Below are 22,623 nucleotides of genomic sequence, written 5' to 3'. Positions count from 1 at the left end.
GCAATATAATAGTGAATCTTCATTTTAATTGAACAGGAGGGGGTCTCATGGTACGAGAAGGCTTAATACCAACAGTTCTGGGTACAGCTGTTGCTGCAACTGGGGCAGTTCTCAGAGGAATGGATACGGGAAAAAGAAGAATGAGAAGGAGAGATATAATGCCTATGGTTGAAGCAGGTATAATAGGCTTTGGATTAGCGCATGTTGTACTTGGAGCCATAGACCTTATTCAAAACAGAAGATGAAGGGTTTTAACGGATAAGGGCCTTATGACAGCCCTTATTCATTTTTTATAAGGAAAATTACATAAACTTTTTAGGATTAGTTCTGCATGTTCATTTTTTAAACTATTTATAATTTTAATTTAAAGTGGAATAATTTACATAGAATAATATCGACAAAATGTGACAAATTAATAATAACAAACAAAACAGGAGGTGACAAAGATGCCTAACAACAAAACAGGAAGAAATCAGTTAGTAGTTCCAGAAGCTAAACAGGGACTTGAGCAGTTTAAATATGAAGTAGCTAACGAAGTAGGTATAGCTAACTATCAAACAGTTGATAAGGGAACTCTCACTTCAAGACAGAATGGTTATGTTGGTGGATTTATGGTAAAACACATGGTTGAAGCTTATGAAAGAAATCTTGCTGGAAGACAATAATCTTTAGTATATAGAAAAAAGGAAGCATCCGAAAGGGTGTTTCCTTTTTTGTAGGCCGCCTGCTATTAGTATAAACTGTATGAAGTCACAAACAAAACAATAAAAAAGGAGAGGCAAGCCCCCCTTTAAAAACTATCTTAAGTATGAGGTGTTGTTTCGCCTGGCTTGTTTTCTCGCCCTTCTGCACTCAGGACATCTTACCGGGTCATTTTGAAAGCCCTTTTCCTTGTAAAATACCTGCTCTCCCTCAGTGAACAGGAACTCCTTTTCACAGTCCTTACATATCAAGGTTTTATCTGGCATACATATACCTCCTTATCCTGGGATTTTGATTTAAACAAACAAGAACTAAACTTCCAGATAAGGAGGTTTTACGTCTTGTATGTTAAATCATATGTATATTATGCACACAAATCTTACATTTTAATCAAAATTCATTATAAAATTCATAACTTTCCTTAAACAGGAATGTAAATTGTCTTTGTATTTTAAACAGCAATATTCATGATTTATCTCCATTTTTCTTCTTACATTTTGCCATTTCTTATATATTCCTTGCCTTCTTCGAAACATCACCGCCATAGTAGCGGATGGAATATATTTTTTATCGCAGCGCCGATCTGTAAATCTATCCAGCACAACGAGGAAAATAAAAAAGCCTTGATTTTCAAGGCTTTTTACATATCAGTACATTATAATACATTAGAATATGGTGGAGACGATGGGACTTGAACCCACGACCTCTTGAATGCCATTCAAGCGCTCTCCCAACTGAGCTACGCCCCCGATTACAAATATATTATATCAAAGCTTTTTAAAAATTTCTACTCAATTTATTAGTTTTTCAGAGATTTCGCATCTAGATTCCAGTAATAAGTTTTATTTTAAAGAATCGATACATAATTATATACCCTGTTACCAATTCCGCCTAATATGCATAGTATAAAATGTATATATTAAGCAGGAGGTTTTAAGGTGAAGGATAAGGAGAAGATGGAGTACGTTCAATCAATGCCAATGATGCAAATGCCTGTTCAGTGCTGTCCAATTATGGATATGGAGAACATGGAGGATGAGGGTGAGCAGAGGCTTGAGATGATGTATCCTGAAACATACTATATTATAAGGCCTGCAGTTGTAAACCGATGCGATATTATGGAGACGAAGCACGGTGAAATGCATATTCCAGATCGTGAAGAAATGGACGAGATGATAGAAGAAATATGCGATGAGGTGGAAGAAGAAGTAGAAAAGGAGATAAAGTCATCAAAGGACAATATGTCAAGGCAGTTTGGGTATGGAAGAAGGCGTCTTTTAAGAGACCTTGTGGGAGTTTCACTTATAGGAGAACTTCTGGGAAGAAGAAGGAGAAGGAGAAGAAGGAGGCCGTTTCCACATCCACCCTATGGAGGATATCCTCCATACTATGGACCCTATCCATGGTATCCGCAATATCCCATATATTAAAAATGAGCCCCTGATATTAGTTTCAGGGGCTGCTATTTATGCCAATTCAGTTTTTGTTTCTTTATGCCTATTTTCTAAATGCCTTATTTCGATGAAAAGGAATAATCCGGTTAAGATGGATGAAATAAAGTCAGATGCAGGGCCTGCCATCCATACACCGTCAAGCTTAAAGAAGTTCGGCAGTATAAGCAGAAGAGGTATTAAAACTATAACCTGTCTTGAAAGGCTTAAAAACATAGAATGTTTTGGCTTTCCGACTGCCTGGAAGTAGTTTGCGCTAACTATCTGGAACCCTATTATAGGAAGCATGGATAGGAAAATCCTGATACCGTGGGAACCTTTTTCAATAAGTTCTGGAGAATCTTTTCCAAATAGCCCTATGAGAAACTGAGGGAACAGCTGTATTACTATAAAGCCCATTATAGATACTGCTGTTGCTCCAATTATTGCAAGCTTTAGGGCTTTTTTTACACGGTCATATTTTTGAGCTCCATAGTTAAACCCTATTATTGGTTGGGAACCCTGGTTTATACCAAATATAGGCATTAGTATAAGCATAGTTATACTATTTATAACTCCCATTGCAGCAACGGCTATATCTCCACCGTAGGCTAAAAGTTTTGAATTTAATATTATTGTAATAGCACTGGCTGCAAGCTGCATTGCAAAGGGGGACATTCCTATTGAAAATATAGACAGAATTACATCTTTTCTAAGACTGAGATTAGCTCTATGAATTTTAAGAGTGCTTCTCTTTCCAAAGAAATATGAAAGCACCCATGCAGCGCTGACAGCCTGCGAGAAAATAGTTGCTATCGCAGCCCCCTGAACGCCCATTTTAAATATGAATACAAGTATATAATCAAGTATTGTATTTAAAACAGCACCTATCAGCATTGTAATCATTGCCATCTTTGGGCTTCCTTCGGCTCTTATGGAATGGTTCATGCTGAATGCAAGATTTTGAAATATAATACCGTATATTATTATAGAAGTATACTGCCTGGAGTATAAAAGGGCTTCTCCGCTTGCTCCGAATTTTATAAGTATTGGATCAAGGAAAGCAATACCTAAAACAGTCAGGGTAAGGGATATGATAATAGTAAGAGTTAGAGCATTTCCTAATATCTGTTCTGCCTCGTTCTTTTTCTTTTGGCCAAGCCTTATTGAAACAAGGGACGCTGCTCCAATCCCAACGAGCATTCCAAAGGCCATTATAATGTTCATTATAGGAAATGAAATTGTGATGCCCGTTATGGCAATAGCACCAACGCCATTTCCTACAAATATTCTATCTACTACGTTGTATAATGCATTTACAAGCATTCCTGTTATTGCCGGTATGGAGAATTTAAGAAGGAGCCTTCCTATACTCTCTTCTCCAAGTAGTTTTGATCTGTCCACTAAAGCACCTCCTGTATTTATAAGTTTAAATAATATTATAGGATAATTAAAACATTATATCAACAAAATAGAACAAAGGGTAAAAGGCATATAAATTTTTAGTTATTAAATTTGTGGAGGAATAATATCTCTACAACATACCTTACCAATTTTATGGTAAAAAGGATTTAAAAATCCGACATTTACCTTATCATGAAATACGCAAATGTAACAAATAAGGGAGAACTCAAGTTTGGCGAAGAACCCAAAAGAGTTTAGAAAGCAATGGAACAGAATCTTTGAATGATAAAAATAAAGCAGGATACACATAATAATATAAATAGCGAAAATATAAGGTGAAAAAAATGAAACAGGAAATATTGAAAAAAGATATCGCTAAAAGCATTGAAATTATATCATCAAAAATTGCTTACAACGCAAACTTTGTAAAACGTGAAATTTCTATTAAAGGTAACATCAATTGTTGTATTTTATACATGAAAGGAATAAGTGATAACAAATATATCGAAGAAATAATCCTTAAGCCGTTGCTTCTCCATATTGAATCTCCTATAGAAAAAAATAAAATTTCTGCCCGTGAAATTGCCAGGAAATACATACTTTCCAGTGATATTGAATTTGAAAGCAGTATAGAAAATTTAATCTATTTTATTTCAAGCGGCAAATGCGTAATATTGGTTGATGGAGCTACTGAGGCAATAGTTTGTTCGGCTAAAAGCGATGCATATAGATCTATTGATGAGTCTAGATCTGAAAAATCAGTTCTGGGAACTAGGGAGAGTTTTGTTGAAAACTTAGATTTAAATATTGCTATGATTCAAAGAAAGATTCAAAACCCGAATCTAAAGATTGAAAAATATAAAATTGGAAATAAAACAAAGACAGATGTTGTCTTAACCTATATTGAGGGCGTAATTGACCCACAGGTTTTGAGTGAAATCAAGAAGAGGATTAATGAAATTAAAACTCCTGTAATGCTCACATCAGGTATTTTAGAGCAGTTTATTGAGAAAAAAACCTTTAGTATATTCCCACAGTGTAAAAATACTGAAAGGCCAGATAAAGTTGTTTTTGATCTTTTAGAAGGAAAAGCTGCATTGTTTGTTGCAGAAACACCGGCAGCCCTGGTTGTACCAGCTGTTTTTATTGAATTTTTTCAGAGCATAGAGGACTATTCTGAAAGAACTATACTTTCCAATTTTTCCAGGTTAATGAGGTTTATAGCTTTAGTGACAGTGTTGATTTTAGAGCCCATATACTTAGTATTGCTAAGCTATAATCCTGGGCTACTCCCATATAAGCTTATACTTGTAATAATTAGCTCCAGACAGGGAATACCTCTCCCTCCGATACTTGAAATACTTGCAATGGATATTGCAATTGAAATATTAAGAGAAGGAGGGCTCAGGCTTCCAAGCCCGGTAGGTACAACCCTTGCTATAGTTGGAGGAATTGTAATTGGAGATGCCGCTGTATCAGCACATTTAGTAAGCAATATGACTCTTTTTATTGTTGCAATTACGGTTGTATCGACATTTTTAATTCCAAGTTATGAAATGACATTATCTATAAGATTTTTAAGGTTCCCACTCATTATACTTGCTCAAGCATTTGGCTTTTTGGGTTTATTAGCAGGACTTTTCATGCTTATTGTAATTATCATAGATTTGGAAAGTTTTGGAATACCATATTTTTCGCCAATGGCACCGCAAAGAATAAAGGATGATTTAAGGGATACTATGGTAAGAGCGCCATTAAAGGAAAGCCTCAAAGAGGCAGTTACTTTTAAACTATCCTTAAGGAGGAAAAAATGAAGGCTATAAATAATCATATAACTAAAAATCAATATCTTTTCATAATACAAAGCTCCATGATAGGAGTAGGAGTACTTTCCCTGGCTTCTGAAGTTTCAAAGGAAGCCCATCAATCAGGGTGGATAAGTGTTTTAATAGGTGGGATTTATCCATTAACTTGTGTGCTAATTGGTGCTTCAATTTATAAAAATGTTAGCTATCTGGATTATTTTCAAATGAGTAAAAAATTATATGGGAATATACTCACCTATATTTTTACTTTACTTTTTACAGTTTATTTTTTATTCACTGAGGCTTTTATTTTGTCAGGTTTTGCAAACCTTATGATATTTTCAATTACACAGTTCCTATCTCCATATGTAATAATGATTGTTTCTATTATTGTAGCCTTTTTAACATCAAGAAAGGGACTTACAAATATAGGAAGAATAACTGAATTAATGTTTTACGTAACCTTTTTTATTTTTCTTATACCATTATATTTTATAAATAAAGGAAATGTAACTAATTTGTTGCCTTTGATAGATGGAATTGATAATATACTAAAATCTCTAAAGGGTGCTTTGTTTTCTTATTCAGGAATAGAGGTATGTTTCTTCATAATACCATTTATTACGGATACTAAAAAGATAAAGAGCTCAGGAGTTATTGGCAGTCTAATTACAATTGCTCTTTATACAATGACAGTATTAATTGTTGTCAGCTATATTGGCTGGAGATTTGCATCAAAACTTCAATATCCTATTCTTTACCTTGTTGGGTCTATCGAACTATCAGTAATAGCAAATTTTGAGACCATAATTATATTCATATGGGGGAATAAAATCTTTCAAACACTATCAATTATACATTGTGTTCTATCCTATTGTGTATCAAATTTATTTAAAGTCTCATATAAAAGCAGTTGCTACTTTTTATGCTTACCTTATTTAGTTCTGGCTTCATTTTTTATATCAGAACATAAAAGAAGCAGTATTGTTGATATTATAATGCCTTATTTTATAATATATACAATTATATGGATGATACTTACCCTGTTAATTAGTTCTATTAAGAAAAGAGGAATTAAAAATGAGGGGAATTAAAATAGCTCTATTGATTCTAATAATGATGGGATTTGCTGGCTGCTATGGAAGGGTTCCAATAGAGGGATTAGCAGTATTGGCAGGCACAGGTAATGACCTGGAAAAGGAAGCCAATAACAAGTTCAAAAATACCATTGAGTTTTTTGTATTCAAGGAGGAAGATAAGATAGAAAGAACAGTTATAACTGTTAATTCAGAAACTGCCTACACAGCATATGAAAAAAGACAGATTAAGATGAAGAAAAATCCCCTTGTTGGTACAATAAGAGCCTATGTAATAGGTGAAGAAAGGGCAAAGTATGGCATTGGTGATTTACTGGATACTTTTATTAGGGACCAGGAAAGAAATCTAAATACTGTAATGGTTGTTTGTAAAGGAAAGGCAGAGGATATTTTCATGTTAAATCCTGTAGAAAACAGTACCATATCAGAGGATATTAAAAGCGAGTTGCAATCTTCTATTAACTCCTATTTTCTAACACGGGAAATGGAAATTAAAGACGTTTTTAATATGTATTATCAAGAGGGTCGAAGGATAATGATTCCATATATTGAAGCAGATAGAGGGAAGTATGTAGATACAGTTAAGATTAGTGGAATTGCAGTATTTGAAAAGGATAAAATGATATTTATGATTCCGATAGAAGAGGCAAAATATATAAACCTTATTAGAAATAGCAACAGCAAAGGTTATTTAAGCTTAGTAAATGAAAATGACAGGACTAAATCAACGGATTTGTTCTGTACTAGTAAAAGAAAGGTAAAGGTTTCTATGGAAAATGATAAATTAATATATGATATAAATATAGACATAAAGGCTGAAAATAAAATGAATACGGCGGGTAGTGAGGGGGAACCATCAGAGAATAATATAGAAATGATTGCTAAAAAAATAGAAAAACAGACGGAAGACAGGCTTAAGGAGACGATTGCAAGAGTAAAACAAAAGTATGGAGTTGATGTTTTTGATATTGAAAAATATGCAATTGCAAAGCTTGGAAGAGATAAAGAGGAATTTATAAAGGATAGCTTTAAGAATTCTATTATAAACGTTAATGTAAATGTAAAGATTATTTCAACAGGAAGGTTACAAAACTAGCCGCGATAAAAAATATATGCAATGGACTTTCAACAAAAAGTTTACACAAAGTTAAGACCAAATAGGATGCAAAAATCATAGATATAAATATATTAAAAATATTTAATAATTATATTTTATAATATTCTAATAATTTTTAATACTAAAAATTTTATATAAAAGTATAGCATATAATTTTTTTAAAAATACAATAAGCAACCTATAGAAGAAATAAATTTAAATATGATACATTAATTGATTTTTTATAAGGAAAATAGTATACATAATTTTTTATACATATTCGGCTATAACATATACCTTCATAGAAAAATGTGTTTAATAATGATGTTTTTTATCTTATAATTAAAAATAAATAGGGTTTAAGGGGGATATGTATGGACAAAAAAGTTAAAAAAATCGCACTGCTTACAGGCGGAGGAGACTGTCCGGGATTGAATGCGGTTATAAGGGCTGTTACCAGAACTGCAATTATGAAGTATGGCTATGAGGTTATAGGTTATAAGTTTGGATACAGGGGACTTTATAATAACGAAACCATTCCCCTAACTCTTGAAACCGTATCAGGTATCCTTCATAGGGGAGGCACAATACTATACAGTTCAAATAAGGACAACCTCTTTGACTATGCTGTAGAGGAAGACGGTAAAATAGTTAAAAAGGACGTGTCGGACGTAGCCATTGAAAATCTTAAGAAAGAAGGGGTAGATGTTCTTGTTGTTATAGGAGGGGATGGGACTCTCACAAGTGCAAGGGACTTTGCAAGAAAGGGCGTAAACGTTATAGGCGTTCCTAAAACGATAGACAACGATCTTGCAGCAACGGATTTAACCTTTGGTTTTTATTCAGCAGTTGACGTTGCTACAGAGGCCCTTGACAGGCTGCACACCACAGCAGAATCCCATCAGAGGGTTATGATACTTGAAGTTATGGGAAGAAATGCAGGATGGATTGCACTCCATGCAGGAATAGCGGGTTCTGCAGACGTTATATTGATACCTGAGATACCATATGACATCAATAGGATTGTTCAAAAGATTAAGGAAAGGGCGAGAATGGGCAAGTTCTTTACAAATATAGTGATAGCCGAGGGTGCAAGGCCAAAGGATGGGGAAGTTGTCGTAAGCAAAATCGTTGAGGACAGCCCGGATCCCGTAAGGCTTGGAGGTATAGGAAACAAGCTTGCCCGTGAGCTTGAGCAGCTTATAGACACCCATGAAATAAGAAGCACAGTGCTTGGACATACACAGAGGGGCGGAAATACATCTACATACGATAGAATACTTTCTACAAGATTTGGAGTTGCCGCTGTAGAGCTTATAAATGAAGGCAAGTTTGGAAACATGGTATGCTTAAAGGGAGATACAATATCCTATGAGAACCTGGAAAAGGTTATTGGACATATTAAAACAGTTGATCCAAACGGCCATCTCGTACAGGTTGCAAAGAGCATAGGAATATCCTTTGGAGAATAAAAAAAGAGCTGCTTAGTTTAGCAGCTCTTTTTATTTTGTTTACAACACCTTGGAGTATTTTTAACTCCTTTTCAACTAGTCAAAAATGGCCTTGGCGATATGGCAATTCTAAGGAGTTGCTGATAAAATGGATAAAAATACCATCAGGTACTGCTTTTTGATTAGCAAAATGGATGTATATTGAATTACACAGGGCTAATAATAATATTAGTTTTACAAAAAATTTTTAAGGAGGTGAATATCATGGCAGAGGTGCTTTACGTTTATGCTAATCCAAAACCGCTTGAGGCTTCATTTACCTTAAGGCTTGCCAAGGCTTTTTTCGATGAATATAAGAAACATCATCCCGATGATAAAATAGTTTCTCTGGATCTTTATAAGGAAGAAATACCCTTTGTCGATGAAGGAATAATGAAGGCATGGGGAATGATTCCATCTAGTGGTGAGCTTACAGCTGATGAGAAAAGTAAGCTTTCAAGGCTTTATGAACTTACTGACCAGTTTATAAGAGCGGATAAGGTTGTAATTGCAGCTCCAATGTGGAATTTTAGCTATCCGCCAATGCTTAAAACATATATTGATACCATTTTGGTTGCAGGAAAAACCTTCAAATATACTGAAACTGGTCCGATAGGGCTTTTGAAGGATAAACCTGTCCTTCATATACAGGCCAGGGGGGGAATTTATTCTGAGGGACCAATGAAATCCATGGAGCATGCTGAGAGCTATTTAAAAGATGTAATGAATTTTATTGGAATAAAAAATTTTAGAACCGTTTTTTGTGAAGGGGTGGCAATCGATCCTGCCAAGGGAGAGGATATTTTTAATGAAGCGGCAAAACAGGTGGTTGAAATTGCAAAGAATTTTTAGTTGTTAGCAATAGTTGGCTCTACTTTAGTAGGGCTTTTTTTGTATTAATATATAAAATATGTACGAAAAATGGCACATATAAAAGCAATGAAGTCATGTAAAAAACTGCAAAATCTTTGGAGGAATATTTATGATTAAATATAGGGATGAACCTAACGAAACTTTGGATAAGGTGGAGGCATTTAATAGGGAGAAGCTTCTAAAAAGGATTGAAGGGCTTCAAAACTTATTTAACTATAGTGCTGATGTCCTTAAAAAATATTTTTATATATAATTTTTTGGTGTATAATGGTTACAGGATTTTAGCTAGGGGTGGCGTTATGTTTAAGCCTATAAAGAGTACAAAGGTATATGAACAGGTTGTAGAGCAGATAAAAGGAATGATTATGGATGGAACCCTGAAAAAAGGAGATAAGCTTCCTGCTGAGAGGGATCTGGCGGAGCAGCTTCAGGTGAGCAGGGCATCTATAAGGGAGGCAATCAGGGTCCTTGAGGTTATTGGACTTGTGGAAAGCAGGCAGGGCGGAGGCAACTTTATAAGGGAAAGCTTTGAAAATAGTCTTTTTGAACCACTTTCAATGGTTTTCATGCTTGAGAAAAGTAAGCCCCAGGAAATATTGGAGCTTAGAAGGATTATGGAAATAGAGACCGCTGCGCTTGCTGCTCGAAAAATCAATGATAAGGATTTGGAAGCTATAAGGGAAATAATAGAGGAAATGAAGAAAACAGACGATGAGATAATAAACGCTGCACTGGATAAGGAATTTCATTACAGAATTGCCCATGCATCAGGAAATGTTCTAGTGTTAAACATATTAAACGCAGTGTCCATTTTAATAGATGAGTTTATAAAGGGCGCTAGAGAGATGATAGTATCCAATGAGGAAAACAGACATAGATTGGCGGAGCAGCATGAAGAAATATATATAGCCCTTAAAAACCACAATCAGAAAGGGGCCATAGACGCTATGAAGAAGCATTTTGATTTTGTCGATAAATATTATTATTAAAAAAACTCCTATATATAGGGGTTTTTTTATTTTGAGGGAAATTATATGAATTAATGTTAAAAAAATAACCCATTTAGTATTAAACGGCTGAAAAACCTTTAAATGTCTATGTTAATAAAATAACTTATCGTGTAATTTCGACAAATATTTAATGGCTCGTATCATATGTCATTTCATATATTTATCTTCCCTTAGTTAATGTTAAACATTAAGTTAACTTGTTGTGCTAGATAAATTTACAGAACGACCCTCACCCCCTGAACTAGCTCTGCATGAAACAAAATTCACCAAAAGATTATGAAAACAATTGCTAAATTAATCCGCCGTTCCAGTTCAGTAACTAAGCGGAGATAAAAAATATATGAAGCGAACTATTATAGCGAGTAACTAGAGGTTCTTAGCGAGAGGACAGCTGAAAAGCCTTAGTGAAGTTCGTGGTGTTTGAGGCAAGCGAGTTTTAAAAGCCTACTTGGCTTGTCAGCTGTCCCGAGCCTTAGAACTTCTTTGCTGAGCGTACTGGTAAATGAAATATATTTTTATCGCAGTGCCTATCTGTAGATATTATCTACCTTTATTACAATGGACTTTTCAGAGTAGTAGCACAACAAGTTAAGTTTAATAAGAGATTTTCTGGCCCATGATTAGATTAGTAATAGATAAATTGTCTACATAAGCTTGTGATTGAAGTTTGTATTAGAACCAATACAACAGATCATATTATATATCCAATAGTTATACAATTATCAAACATTATCATTTAAAGCGGCAGCTATATTGTCAGATATATAACTTTTATAGAAATATTCTAAATTATATGATAATATCTGCTTAGAAATTGGTCAGACCATATTACCAATAGGGGGTGGGGGATTTGAATGATACTTTGTTAGCAATAATTGCTCTTGTTCCAGTTGTTTATCTTATTGTTTCCCTGGGGGTTTTCAAGGTGCCTGCTCACAAGGCCTGTACAATAACCCTGGGAATTACGGTTATTTTAGCCGTAGGAGTGTGGAAAATGGGGGTTATACCTGCACTTCTTGCGGCGGTTGAAGGAATTTTACTCGGTTTATGGCCTATCATGATAGTAATAATCGCAGCACTTTTCACCTATAATCTTGCACTTCATACCAAAAGCATGGACACAATAAAAAACATGCTCTCAAACATAACAACAGATAGAAGAATACAGGTTTTAATACTTGCCTGGGGTTTTGGGGGATTTTTAGAGGCTGTTGCAGGCTACGGTACAGCGGTTGCAATTCCGGCAAGCATTTTGGCAGCACTTGGTTTTGAACCGGTTTTTGCAGCAGTTATATGTCTTATTGCAAATACAGTTCCAACGGCATTTGGAGCAGTAGGCATTCCGGTGACTACACTTGCCAAGGTTGCAAATCTTGATGTGAATACCTTAAGCTTTTACACAGGTTTGCAGCTAACCATATTTATAATATTAATTCCACTTGTACTTGTAATAATGACAACAAGAAGTATAAAGGGGCTTAAGGGAGTTACAGCAATTACACTAATGTCAGGAATAAGCTTTGCAGTTCCTCAGCTTTTTGCCGCAAAATTTCTTGGCCCTGAACTTCCAGCCCTTATAGGAAGCATTTTAAGCCTTGGGGTAACAATATTTATGGTAAAGAAATTCCATAGAAATGAGATGGCTGCCGCAATGGTTTTAGATAATAAAATAACTTTAAAGGAAGGAACTCTTGCATGGCTTCCATATATACTAATTTTTGTTCTAATCATAATAACAAGCCCTCTTTTTCCGGCAATAAGCGAGCAGGTGGGACATGTAAAAACCAGTATTATGGTATATAACGGCCAAGGGGCAAAGCCAACTGAGTTTAAGTGGATTTCAACACCAGGAACTTTAATCATAATTGCAGCGACTATAGGAGGGCTTATCCAGGGTGCAAAGTTTAGTGAAATAGTGAAGGTGTTTATATTAACAGTAAAACAGCTTTCAAAGTCAATCGTAACAGTCCTAAGCATAGTGGCACTTGCAAAGGTTATGGGCTACAGCGGAATGATATCGTCCATTGCAGTAATATTAGTTAAGATTACAGGAAGGGCTTTTCCACTTATATCGCCTGTAATAGGTGCACTTGGTACCTTTATAACAGGAAGCGATACTTCTGCAAACGTACTCTTTGGTCCCCTTCAAACCAGCGTTGCAAATTCGATAAACGTAAGCCCATACTGGCTCGCAGCGGCTAATACTGCAGGGGCTACCGCAGGAAAGATGATATCGCCTCAGAGCATAGCTATTGCAACTTCAGCCACGGGACTTATAGGCCAGGAGGGAAGGATATTCAATAAAACAGTTAGGTTCTGTATGGCGTATGTGATTGTATTGGGAATACTTATTTACTTTGGAAGTTCAATGGTTTAATTTATCTTTTAACTCCGGTGGTTAGTAATTTTGTGGTAAAACACGTTAATATAGGGAGGTTTAAGTATGGCAAAGTTTAAAATACCCTATTCAAAAACCTTTATGGAGGTAGAAATTCCCGATGAAAATCTGGCGGGGGTTTTAGAACCGAGAACCCACAGCATAGGATCAGAAATTTCTCAGGAGGAGATAGTTGAAAGGGCACTCGATAACCCAATAGGAAGCCAAAGACTTGAAGAGCTGGTTAAGAATAAAAAAAATATGGTTATAATAACAAGCGACCATACAAGGCCTGTTCCAAGCAAAATAACAATGCCAATACTTCTTAAAAGAATAAGAAGTGCAAACCCTGATATAGACATAAAAATACTCATAGCTACAGGTTTTCATAGACCATCCACAAAGGAAGAACTTATAAACAAGTTTGGACAACAAATTGTGGATAACGAGGTAATAATAAACCACGTTTCAACGGATGACAAAAACATGGTTAAAGTTGGAATACTTCCTTCGGGGGGAGAGCTGTGGCTCAATAGAATTGCAATTGAGACTGAGCTTTTAATAGCTGAAGGGTTTATAGAACCCCATTTCTTTGCAGGCTTCTCAGGGGGAAGAAAAAGCATACTTCCCGGAATTGCAGGTGCAGGAACCATTATGGCAAACCACTGCTCCGAATTTATAGCAAGCCCCTATGCAAGGACAGGAATACTTGAAAACAATCCAATACACAAGGACATGCTTTATGCAGCAGAGAAGGCCAAACTTGCATTTATATTGAACGTTGTAATAGATAAGGACAAGAGGATAATAAATGCCTTTGCAGGCCACAGCCAGCTTGCACATGAAAAGGGATGCGAATTCGTTATAGAGCTTTCAAAGGTAGAGAGCAAAAAGGCCGATATAGTTATAACTTCAAACGGAGGATATCCCCTTGACCAAAACATTTATCAATCAGTTAAGGGAATGACTGCAGCAGAGGCTACCTGCAGGGAGGATGGGATAATAATTATGGTATCGGCCTGTAATGATGGCCATGGAGGAAAATCCTTCTATGAAAATATGGCAAATGCAAAATCACCCCATGAAGTTTTGGAAGGGGTTTTAAAGGTGCCAAGGGAGAATACAGCACCTGATCAGTGGGAGTTTCAAATACTGGCAAGGATTTTAACCAAGCACAAGGTAATAATGGTGACGGATATGTGTGACCCTATTCTTATAAAAAATATGCATATGGAACATGCATATACCATTGATGAAGCCCTGGAGAGAGCCTATGCCCTTAAGGGCAGAGATGCAAAGATTACGGTAATTCCTGATGGAATATCGGTAATAGTAAGATAAAATTATCCAATAAAATTTGGGTGGGAGGTAAGTTATGGAAATATTAGTATGTATCAAGCAGGTTCCAGGAACAACAAAGGTTGAAGTCGATCCTGTAACTGGAGTTTTAAAGAGGGACGGGGTTGACTCTAAAATGAACCCATATGATCTTTATGCAATTGAAACAGCCCTCAGAATAAGAGAGCAAAGGGGAGGAAGGGTATCGGTTATTACAATGGGGCCTCCACAGGCATCGGTGGTTATAAAGGAAGCTTATATGATGGGGGTTGATGACGGCATTCTTCTATCCGATAGAAGATTTGCAGGTTCAGACGTTCTTGCAACATCCTATACCCTTTCACAGGGAATTAAAAAGGTTTCAAATCCTGACCTTATAATATGCGGAAAGCAGACAACGGATGGAGACACAGCCCAGGTCGGACCGGAGATTGCAGAATACCTCGGCATTCCCCATGTTGCAAACGTAAGAAAGATACTTGAAATAAAGGACTCATCCATTGTAGTTGAGATGGATATGCCTGAAACTGTTGAGATTGCAGAAATAAAATACCCATGCCTTATAACAGTCGAGAAGGATATATTCCAGCCAAGGCTTCCATCCTTTAAGAAAAAGCTTGAAACCAGGGACAGGGAAGTGAAGATGTTTACCCTTCAGGACTTTGAGGATAGGGATGAAAAAAGCTATGGGCTTAATGGCTCCCCAACAAAGGTTGAAAGGATATTCCCTCCAGAAGTAAACAATGATAGAAGGATGCTTAAAGGAAACCCTGAAGAGCTTAGGAACAAAATAACGGTCAAGCTTAAGGAATTAAGGTTCATATAAGGGGGATAAAAGTATGGCAAAGCTTATTGTAAATCAAGAGAAGATAACTGATATAGATGCACTTATAAAAATATGTCCCTTTGGGGCAATGGAAAATAAAAACGGAATACTTGAAATAAATGCAAGCTGTAGAATGTGCAAACTCTGTGTAAGAAGGGGCCCTGAAGGCGCCGTAGTTTATGTTGAGGATGAAGTAGTTAAAGTTGATAAATCCAAGTGGAAGGGAATAGCTGTATATGTAGACCATGTTGAGGGTGATATACACCCTGTAACCTTCGAGCTTATTGGAAAGGCAAGGGAGCTTGCTGACAAGGTTAATCATCCTGTATACTGCCTGTTTATGGGACATGATATTGGACATAGGGCGGAGGAGCTTCTTCATTATGGAGTGGATGAAGTTTTTGTATATGACAACGAAATGCTGAAAGACTTTAGAATTGAACCTTATACAGCTGTCTTTGAGGATTTTGTAAACAGGGTTAAGCCTTCAGTTATATTGGTTGGGGCAACAACTATAGGTAGATCCCTTGCACCCAGGGTTGCCGCAAGATTTAAGACAGGGCTTACAGCCGACTGTACAGTACTTGATATAAAGGAAAACACAGACCTCGTACAGATAAGGCCTGCCTTTGGAGGAAATATAATGGCTCAAATTGTAACTCCAAACAATAGGCCCCAGATGGCAACTGTAAGATATAAGGTTATGACCGCACCGGAAAGGAAGGCTGAAGCTTCAGGCAGGATTATCCACTGCAGCATAGAAGAAAACAGGCTAAAGTCAAACATTAACGTTTTAAGCGTTACCAAAAAACAGAAGGAACACGGCATTTCAGAGGCAGAGATAATCGTTGCTGCTGGAAGGGGTATAAAGTCAGAGAAGGACATGGCCATGATTTATGAGCTTGCAGATGTACTCGGTGCAGAGGTTGCATGTACAAGGCCTTTAATCGAAGCTGGATGGCTTGATTCTAAGAGGCAGATAGGACTGTCAGGAAGGACCGTCAGGCCAAAACTAATAATAACATGTGGAATTTCAGGTGCCGTTCAGTTTACTGCAGGAATGAACAACTCTGAATATATAATCGCCATAAACAAGGATGAAAAGGCCCCTATTTTTAAGGTTGCCCATTATGGAATAGTAGGAGATATATATGAGATAATACCGGGACTTATAGAAAACATTAAAAGGGTTAAGGAGGCTTAAATATGAATTACAAGAAGGTGGATTTTAATGATATAGAGTATTTAATATCCGTATGTGGAAGCGACAGGGTTTTCTATGGTGAAAATATAAATGAAGATTACAGCCATGACGAGCTCGGTGGCGTGAAGAGGATGCCTGAGGCTGTTGTTCAGGTACTTTCAACTGAAGAGGTTTCAAAGATTATGAAATATGCCTATGAAAATAATATCCCTGTAACCCCGAGGGGGTCTGGAACAGGGCTTGTTGGGGCTTCAGTTCCAATATATGGTGGGATAATGATAGATCTCAGCAATATGAATAGAATACTTGAGCTTGATGAAGAGAACCTTACTTTAACTGTAGAGCCTGGGGTTCTTCTTATGGAGATTGCAAAGTTTGTTGAGGAACATGATCTGTTTTATCCTCCAGACCCCGGTGAAAAGACAGCGACGATAGGGGGAAATATAAACACAAATGCAGGTGGTATGAGGGCTGTAAAATATGGAGTTACAAGGGACTATGTAAGGGGGCTTGAAGTTGTACTTCCAAATGGAGAGGTAATTCAAGTAGGAGGTAAAGTTGTTAAAAACAGCTCAGGCTACAGCATAAAGGATCTTATTGTAGGTTCAGAGGGAACCCTTGGAATCGTTACAAAGGCCATTTTAAGACTTCTTCCACTTCCTAAAAAGGCAGTAAGCCTTCTGATACCATTTAAGGACCTTGAAAGTGCAATAGAGACGGTTCCAAAGATAATTAAGTCAAAATCAATTCCAACTGCAATTGAGTTTATGCAGAGGGCGGCGATTGTTGCCGCAGAGGAATATTTAGGAAAGAAGTTCCCTGACAACTCATCGGATGCATATCTTCTATTAACCTTCGATGGAAATAGCAGGGAGGAAATTGAAGCAGCCTATGAAAGGGTTGCCCATATATGCCTTGAAGAAGGAGCCCTCGATGTTTATATATCAGATACCCAGGAAAGGCAGGAGGCCATATGGTCTGCAAGGGGTGCCTTCCTTGAGGCAATTAAGGCCACTACAACCGAAATGGATGAGTGCGACGTTGTTGTTCCAAGAAACAAAGTTGCAGAATTTGTTAAATTTACACATGAACTTGAAGATAAGTTTAACATAAGAATAAGAAGTTTCGGTCATGCCGGGGATGGAAACCTTCACATATATGTATTAAGGGACGATTTGGATGAAGAAACATGGCATAAAAAGCTAAATGACGTTATGAAATGCATGTATGACAGGGCAAGGGAACTAAGTGGACAGGTTTCAGGGGAACATGGAATAGGCTTTGCCAAGAAGCCTTACTTAAAGGAATCCCTAAATGAAGAATATATAAACCTCATGAGGGGAATAAAGATGGCCTTTGACCCTAAGAACATTTTAAACCCGGGAAAGGTGTGTCAGTAACAAAAATATATTCACATGTAGGGGGCCCTTGTGGGCTCCACTCTTACGTCATTTTTTAGTAAATATTACGGCTTTCTACCTATATGTCTGGAAATATGAATTTAATTAAAATAATAATGGCTTTATTAGGATTAAGAACTTTTATTCCAACAACCTGGAGAAGGCTTAATATGAATCCAAGGGATATTAGGGTCAAAGAAACTACGGCTTCTTTAACCTGTTTACTTTTAAGCAGCCTTGGAATTTCTATTAAGGTTATTGTAATAAAAACAAGAATTAGGGCAAAAACCTTCATAATATCCTTCTCCTTTATTTTTTTACATTTATAGGACCGATGCTTAAGCCTGTTCTGCGCAGTTTTGTTTCTACTACCACTCTAACCTCTATGTTGCGGATCTCCTTATCCCATCTTTTTTCGATCTTCTTCCATTCTTTTGGAAATTTACGATGGATTTCTTCGCCGAATTTAAATATATCTGCTCCCCATTCCCTTTGAGCCTTGTTAAGTGCAGCCTGGATTTCATCCTTTATTACAGCGGCCTGCCTTGCTTCAAGCTCTTTTAAAACATCAGGCTTGCTTAAGTTCACATCAGCCATTTGTTCTCCCATATTTCCTTCCTCTTTGACATCAACTGTGATTACAATATTGCCGTCTATAATTTCAGGTTTGACTTTGCTTGATGCTTTGATAATCTCCAAACTTACGTCTTTATCTTCATCATCAGGTGACTTGACTACCAGAATACCACTTTTTACTTCGTTTAAAATCCAAAGAAGACCCCGTGTTTCTTTACCATTAAACCATCCTATTAGCTTATCCTTTTTAAAAATAGCCGTATGATCCAGTTTTATAAGTTTTTCCAAATCAACGCTGCTTTTTTTACTTGTTATCTCTATTCCTGTAATAAAAGGGTCGCTGCTTTTGCTGTAGAAGCTTTTAAGAACGTCAAGAAAATTTACCCGTGGAGCTTTAGATGTAGCGTAAGTTCCTTTTACCAGGTTTTCAATTGCTTTTGAAGGAATTTTTTCCTGAAGATGTCTTCCTTCGATTATATCCTTTGCCATACCCTTAGCGACAAGGATAAAGGAGGTAAGTTGTGGTTCATGATCCCTGCCCCAGAAGTCCAAAATAGGTCCAATTCCCGATTTTGCAACTTCTTCTCCAATGATTACAATTGTGCAGTGGGATAAATACAACTTTCTGCTTGACTCAAATGTTGCATTTCTTAGGGCATCAAAAAAGGTTTTTCCTGTGCTTGCAGATATCCATACTGCTTCCTGCCCTGAACCTCCTCCACCCTCCTTTGATGAAGGGGATTTGATTTCACCGGGTTTTATTATTTGAATGCTTAGATTAATTTGTCCGTCTTCTGTTTTATCAATACCTATAGCTTGAACGATGGATAAAGAACTAAGTTCTCTTCTATTCCAGCATCCAGGAAGCATGACTATAAGCAGAGGATAAATTATTAAAATAAGGAGTTTACGATTCATTTTTATTCCCACCTTTTTTCTTTACGATAGCTATAAAAAGAAGAATTGATGGAATAAACAAAATGAAAATCAGCGCATACCATGTAAATACTCTATAGTCGGTGAACTCAATTAACTCAACAAGGCTTGAAGCCATTAATATACTCAGTGGAACGATGATTGTACCTGTTGGAAGAATAAGGGGTGTATAATCTTTTAAATTAAACAGCTGTCCCATTCCTAATACTGCAAGATAAAACCAGAAGGATATTTTAGTGAATGCACCCAATACCCAGATGCCCATATGTATTGCCTCTATACGTTCTATAAAATCTGCAATTTTTATCGTTCTTACAACGGCATAGAATGGAAAGGCATGGTTTTTTGCAAGCTCCGACCCAAGAATAGTTAGCGCTGAAAGGCCTATCGTTTCAAAGAATATGGTTATAATTAAAAAACCCATTATAAAAACCCTTTTTGCCTTTTTATTATCGTTTAAGATTGGAAGAACCATGGCAAGGGCTGTAATCTCAAAGGTTCTGGCTGAAGCAGTTAATCCTCCGCCAAGTACAGGCCAAAGGCCGCTTTCAAAGACAGGGGTTAGGTTTTTCAAATCCATATCCTTGGCAGTAAGCACAATAATGGTTATTATAGCCAGAATAATAATTGGCGCAACGATTTCAGCCATGCGGCCGAGAACTTCAAGGCCTGCTCCTACGGCATAAGCGCAGAAGCCCACTAATAGAATAGAAAAAAACAATAGCGGTGTTTCAGGCATTATGGCAGTTGTAAGGAAGAGATTAAAATAGCTCAATGTTATTACAGCAAAATGAATGAAAAACCATATATAAAGTATGCCTATTATTTTTCCCGATCTACCAATTATACTCTGGCTGTACTGTATAATGGTTTGGTTAGGAAATCTTCTCCATAAAAGGTAGATGGGAATGGATAACAACAGCTGAATGGGAAAGCTTAAAAGTATTGATATCCATATATCCTGATTTCCGGGTGGGGATGATAAAACAGGAAGGTAGGTAATAGCAATAATTATTCTGGAAATAAATATAAGTTGCACAAGCTGCCTATAATTGATTTTTCCATGCTCAAACATGCTCCTTTTCTCCTCCCATGAACAAACACGAAAACTAATCAGCGTTTTGATTTATCCTTTTTTAGGCTGAATGGTATTGAGCCTATGCTTTGTCTAACGGGATTGTTCATACCTAGAACACGCGGCCTTGTTAACATTAACCACCAGGGAGCCCTAATAAACACATCCTTCATGTCGGAAATATTAAGGGGTGCAATTGAAGATGTGTAGGGAATTCCAAAGGAACGGAGAGAGCAGATGTGGGTTATGATTCCTGCAGTACCCAACATAATTCCAAACCATCCGGAAATCCCTGCCAGAATAAGGAGCATAAGCCTCGTAAGGGAGATTATATTATCCATAGGGGGAATTACAAAGGATGAAATTGCAGTAAGGGCTACTATAACTACCATGGGAGCACCTATCAGTCCTGCAGAAACTGCTGCTTCTCCAATAACCAGAGCACCAACGATGCTAACTGCTTGCCCAACTGACTTGGGTAAACGAACTCCAGCTTCTCTCAGTATTTCATATATAATCTGCATCATTAGAGCTTCTACAAATGTAGGAAAAGGAGTTCCTTCCTGTGCAGAGGCTATAGTTGTGAGAAGGGCTGGAGGCAGAAGTTCCTGATGGAATGTGGTAACGGCAACATACATGGCAGGTAAGTAGATGGATATAAAGAAAGACAGCCATCTTAACAATCGTATAAATGTTGCATAAAAGGGACGCGAATAGTAGTCCTCGCTATTTTGAAAAGCCTCTACAAACAAATAGGGAACTGTAAGCACAAAGGGTGTCCCGTCAACAAGAATAGCGACCCTTCCCTCCAGTATTTTTGCACTCACTATATCAGGCTTTTCGCTATTTCCTATTGTAGGGAATATAGAAAGCGGAGCGTCCTCTATTAAGGATTCAATATAGCCCGATTCAAGGATGGAGTCAGTTTCTATTTTTGAAAGCCTTCTTCTAACTTCCTCAACGATCTTATCTTCGACAAGGTCCTTAATATATGCAATGCATACTTCAGTATGTGTTTGTTTGCCGATTTCAATGATTTCTAATTTTAAATTAGGATTTTTTATTTTTCTTCGAATAAGTGCAATATTAGTTCTAAGAGTTTCTACAAAGCCTTCCTTGGGCCCCCTTACTACTGTTTCGGTTGCAGGTTCACTAACGCTCCTGGACTTCCAGCCAGGTGCAGACACTTTCAGTGCTATGTCTGAACCGTCTATAAGTAAAAGTGCATATCCTGATAAAATGGCATCAATTGAATCCTCAACGGTCTTTGCTTCCTTGATATTTGCAACTGATAAAGCGCTTTCTTTCACAATCGTTGCCGCATTGCCTTTACTTATATCGCGATTTAAAGACATCAAGGATTTCATTAGATTATTGTTAACTTCCGATATATCTATAAGCCCATCTATCATAATTAAAGCAACTTTTATCTTGTTTTTATCTCCTATTTTAAAATTCCTTATAACTAGATCGCTTGCACCTTCAAAAATATCTCTAAACATGCCTATGTTTACTGAAATACTTTTTGAAAGGGTTTTAGTGTTTGTTAAAAATTTATCATTAACATCCTTATGTTCTGCCTTATTTTTTAAACCAGTTAATTTAACTTTATCAATAAATTTTCTAAACATCCCGCTCCCTCCCTTAATAATATATATAGAAGAGCAATGGAGATCGTTAAAGGCATAAGCCTGTGGGAAAAATACCTTTGAATTTAGATATATTCTAACCATATATCTTTTTTATATTCATGGAAGGGAACATAAATCCTCTTAAAATTCCCCTTTCAGATGTCAATATTCTAGATCATACATCTTTGTTTTGTATTCAGGGAAAAATATTTAACAAAATATTTAAATAAATATTATAATCATACTAAAAAATACGATAAAATAGTATATATGGTATGGAAGCAGGAGTGATTTTATGGGGGTACTTGGACTTATATTGGTTTTTATTGCAGTAATAATTTTGGAGAAGGGCG

The 22,623-nt window shown here is 36.6% G+C and carries 21 protein-coding genes and 1 tRNA gene; 15 read left to right on the top strand and 7 right to left on the bottom strand.

What is annotated here, in order from left to right; translation table 11 throughout:
* Positions 1-47: 47 nt before the first annotated feature.
* Positions 48-245 (top strand): asparagine synthase, encoded by a 198-nt coding sequence (locus EDD71_RS09980; protein WP_133628591.1) that lies wholly within the window; start codon positions 48-50, stop codon positions 243-245.
* Positions 246-446: 201 nt separating this feature from the next.
* Positions 447-665 carry an alpha/beta-type small acid-soluble spore protein gene (locus tag EDD71_RS09975; RefSeq protein ID WP_133628590.1) on the top strand — a complete coding sequence of 73 codons (219 nt, stop codon included), beginning with the start codon at positions 447-449 and terminating at the stop codon, positions 663-665.
* Between the two features lie 132 nt (positions 666-797).
* Here the strand turns inward: EDD71_RS09975 and EDD71_RS09970 are convergent, their stop codons facing one another.
* Both EDD71_RS09970 and EDD71_RS09965 read right to left on the bottom strand, forming a co-directional pair.
* The gene (locus EDD71_RS09970; RefSeq protein ID WP_133628589.1) at positions 798-968 is read right to left on the bottom strand and encodes a zinc-ribbon domain-containing protein; all 171 of its coding nucleotides are present in this window, start codon (positions 966-968) and stop codon (positions 798-800) included.
* A gap of 407 nt (positions 969-1,375) precedes the next feature.
* A tRNA-Ala gene (locus tag EDD71_RS09965) sits at positions 1,376-1,451 on the bottom strand.
* Positions 1,452-1,640: 189 nt separating this feature from the next.
* Between EDD71_RS09965 and EDD71_RS09960 the strand changes: the two genes are divergently transcribed.
* A complete protein-coding gene (locus EDD71_RS09960; RefSeq protein WP_243116443.1) occupies positions 1,641-2,132 on the top strand; it encodes a hypothetical protein in 492 nt (163 codons plus the stop codon).
* Positions 2,133-2,168: 36 nt separating this feature from the next.
* Here EDD71_RS09960 and EDD71_RS09955 read toward each other — a convergent pair whose 3' ends face one another.
* Positions 2,169-3,536 carry an MATE family efflux transporter gene (locus EDD71_RS09955; RefSeq protein ID WP_133628588.1) on the bottom strand — a complete coding sequence of 456 codons (1,368 nt, stop codon included), beginning with the start codon at positions 3,534-3,536 and terminating at the stop codon, positions 2,169-2,171.
* A gap of 344 nt (positions 3,537-3,880) precedes the next feature.
* Here EDD71_RS09955 and EDD71_RS09950 point away from each other — a divergent pair, with 344 nt between their 5' ends.
* From EDD71_RS09950 to EDD71_RS09900, 12 genes are all read left to right on the top strand, one after another.
* A complete protein-coding gene (locus tag EDD71_RS09950) occupies positions 3,881-5,350 on the top strand; it encodes a spore germination protein (RefSeq protein WP_133628587.1) in 1,470 nt (489 codons plus the stop codon).
* Positions 5,347-6,435, top strand: coding sequence for a GerAB/ArcD/ProY family transporter (locus EDD71_RS09945; RefSeq protein WP_133628586.1), 1,089 nt, complete (start codon positions 5,347-5,349; stop codon positions 6,433-6,435). The genes EDD71_RS09950 and EDD71_RS09945 overlap by 4 nt, the downstream gene beginning before the upstream one ends.
* Positions 6,422-7,534: a Ger(x)C family spore germination protein gene (locus EDD71_RS09940; protein WP_133628585.1), complete on the top strand. Its 1,113-nt coding sequence runs from the start codon at positions 6,422-6,424 to the stop codon at positions 7,532-7,534. Before EDD71_RS09945 ends, EDD71_RS09940 begins: the two co-directional genes overlap by 14 nt.
* Before the next feature lie 374 nt (positions 7,535-7,908).
* Complete coding sequence (locus tag EDD71_RS09935) at positions 7,909-9,006, top strand: 6-phosphofructokinase (protein WP_133628584.1); 1,098 nt, start codon at positions 7,909-7,911, stop codon at positions 9,004-9,006.
* 243 nt (positions 9,007-9,249) lie between these two features.
* Entirely contained in the window at positions 9,250-9,876 is a 627-nt protein-coding gene (locus EDD71_RS09930) for an FMN-dependent NADH-azoreductase (protein WP_133628583.1), read from the top strand.
* A 130-nt stretch (positions 9,877-10,006) separates the two neighbouring features.
* The gene (locus EDD71_RS15365) at positions 10,007-10,150 is read left to right on the top strand and encodes a hypothetical protein (protein ID WP_166636432.1); all 144 of its coding nucleotides are present in this window, start codon (positions 10,007-10,009) and stop codon (positions 10,148-10,150) included.
* A gap of 46 nt (positions 10,151-10,196) precedes the next feature.
* Positions 10,197-10,886 carry a FadR/GntR family transcriptional regulator gene (locus tag EDD71_RS09925; protein ID WP_133628582.1) on the top strand — a complete coding sequence of 230 codons (690 nt, stop codon included), beginning with the start codon at positions 10,197-10,199 and terminating at the stop codon, positions 10,884-10,886.
* 871 nt (positions 10,887-11,757) lie between these two features.
* Positions 11,758-13,284, top strand: coding sequence for an L-lactate permease (locus EDD71_RS09920; protein ID WP_133628581.1), 1,527 nt, complete (start codon positions 11,758-11,760; stop codon positions 13,282-13,284).
* A gap of 66 nt (positions 13,285-13,350) precedes the next feature.
* On the top strand, positions 13,351-14,625 hold the full coding sequence (gene larA / locus EDD71_RS09915; protein ID WP_133628580.1) for a nickel-dependent lactate racemase: 1,275 nt from the start codon (positions 13,351-13,353) through the stop codon (positions 14,623-14,625).
* A 34-nt stretch (positions 14,626-14,659) separates the two neighbouring features.
* Positions 14,660-15,448 (top strand): electron transfer flavoprotein subunit beta/FixA family protein, encoded by a 789-nt coding sequence (locus EDD71_RS09910; RefSeq protein ID WP_133628579.1) that lies wholly within the window; start codon positions 14,660-14,662, stop codon positions 15,446-15,448.
* A 13-nt stretch (positions 15,449-15,461) separates the two neighbouring features.
* Positions 15,462-16,652 (top strand): electron transfer flavoprotein subunit alpha, encoded by a 1,191-nt coding sequence (locus EDD71_RS09905; protein WP_133628578.1) that lies wholly within the window; start codon positions 15,462-15,464, stop codon positions 16,650-16,652.
* 2 nt (positions 16,653-16,654) lie between these two features.
* On the top strand, positions 16,655-18,052 hold the full coding sequence (locus EDD71_RS09900; RefSeq protein WP_133628577.1) for an FAD-binding oxidoreductase: 1,398 nt from the start codon (positions 16,655-16,657) through the stop codon (positions 18,050-18,052).
* Between the two features lie 79 nt (positions 18,053-18,131).
* On the opposite strand, the gene EDD71_RS09895 is transcribed toward EDD71_RS09900, so the two are convergent.
* Genes EDD71_RS09895 through EDD71_RS09880 form a run of 4 tightly spaced genes read right to left on the bottom strand, consistent with a single transcriptional unit; the run spans position 18,132 to position 22,270 of the window.
* Positions 18,132-18,347, bottom strand: coding sequence for a hypothetical protein (locus EDD71_RS09895; RefSeq protein ID WP_133628576.1), 216 nt, complete (start codon positions 18,345-18,347; stop codon positions 18,132-18,134).
* A 14-nt stretch (positions 18,348-18,361) separates the two neighbouring features.
* Positions 18,362-19,546 carry a Ger(x)C family spore germination protein gene (locus EDD71_RS09890; protein WP_133628575.1) on the bottom strand — a complete coding sequence of 395 codons (1,185 nt, stop codon included), beginning with the start codon at positions 19,544-19,546 and terminating at the stop codon, positions 18,362-18,364.
* Positions 19,536-20,639: a GerAB/ArcD/ProY family transporter gene (locus EDD71_RS09885; RefSeq protein ID WP_133628574.1), complete on the bottom strand. Its 1,104-nt coding sequence runs from the start codon at positions 20,637-20,639 to the stop codon at positions 19,536-19,538. The genes EDD71_RS09890 and EDD71_RS09885 overlap by 11 nt, the downstream gene beginning before the upstream one ends.
* A 38-nt stretch (positions 20,640-20,677) precedes the next feature.
* On the bottom strand, positions 20,678-22,270 hold the full coding sequence (locus EDD71_RS09880) for a spore germination protein (RefSeq protein ID WP_133628573.1): 1,593 nt from the start codon (positions 22,268-22,270) through the stop codon (positions 20,678-20,680).
* Positions 22,271-22,623: the final 353 nt, after the last annotated feature.

Origin of the sequence: Fonticella tunisiensis, assembly GCF_004364155.1 — a bacterium.
In the GTDB taxonomy this organism is placed as follows: Bacteria; Bacillota; Clostridia; order Clostridiales; family Caloramatoraceae; genus Fonticella; species Fonticella tunisiensis.
This window is presented reverse-complemented; position numbering and strand designations above follow the sequence as displayed.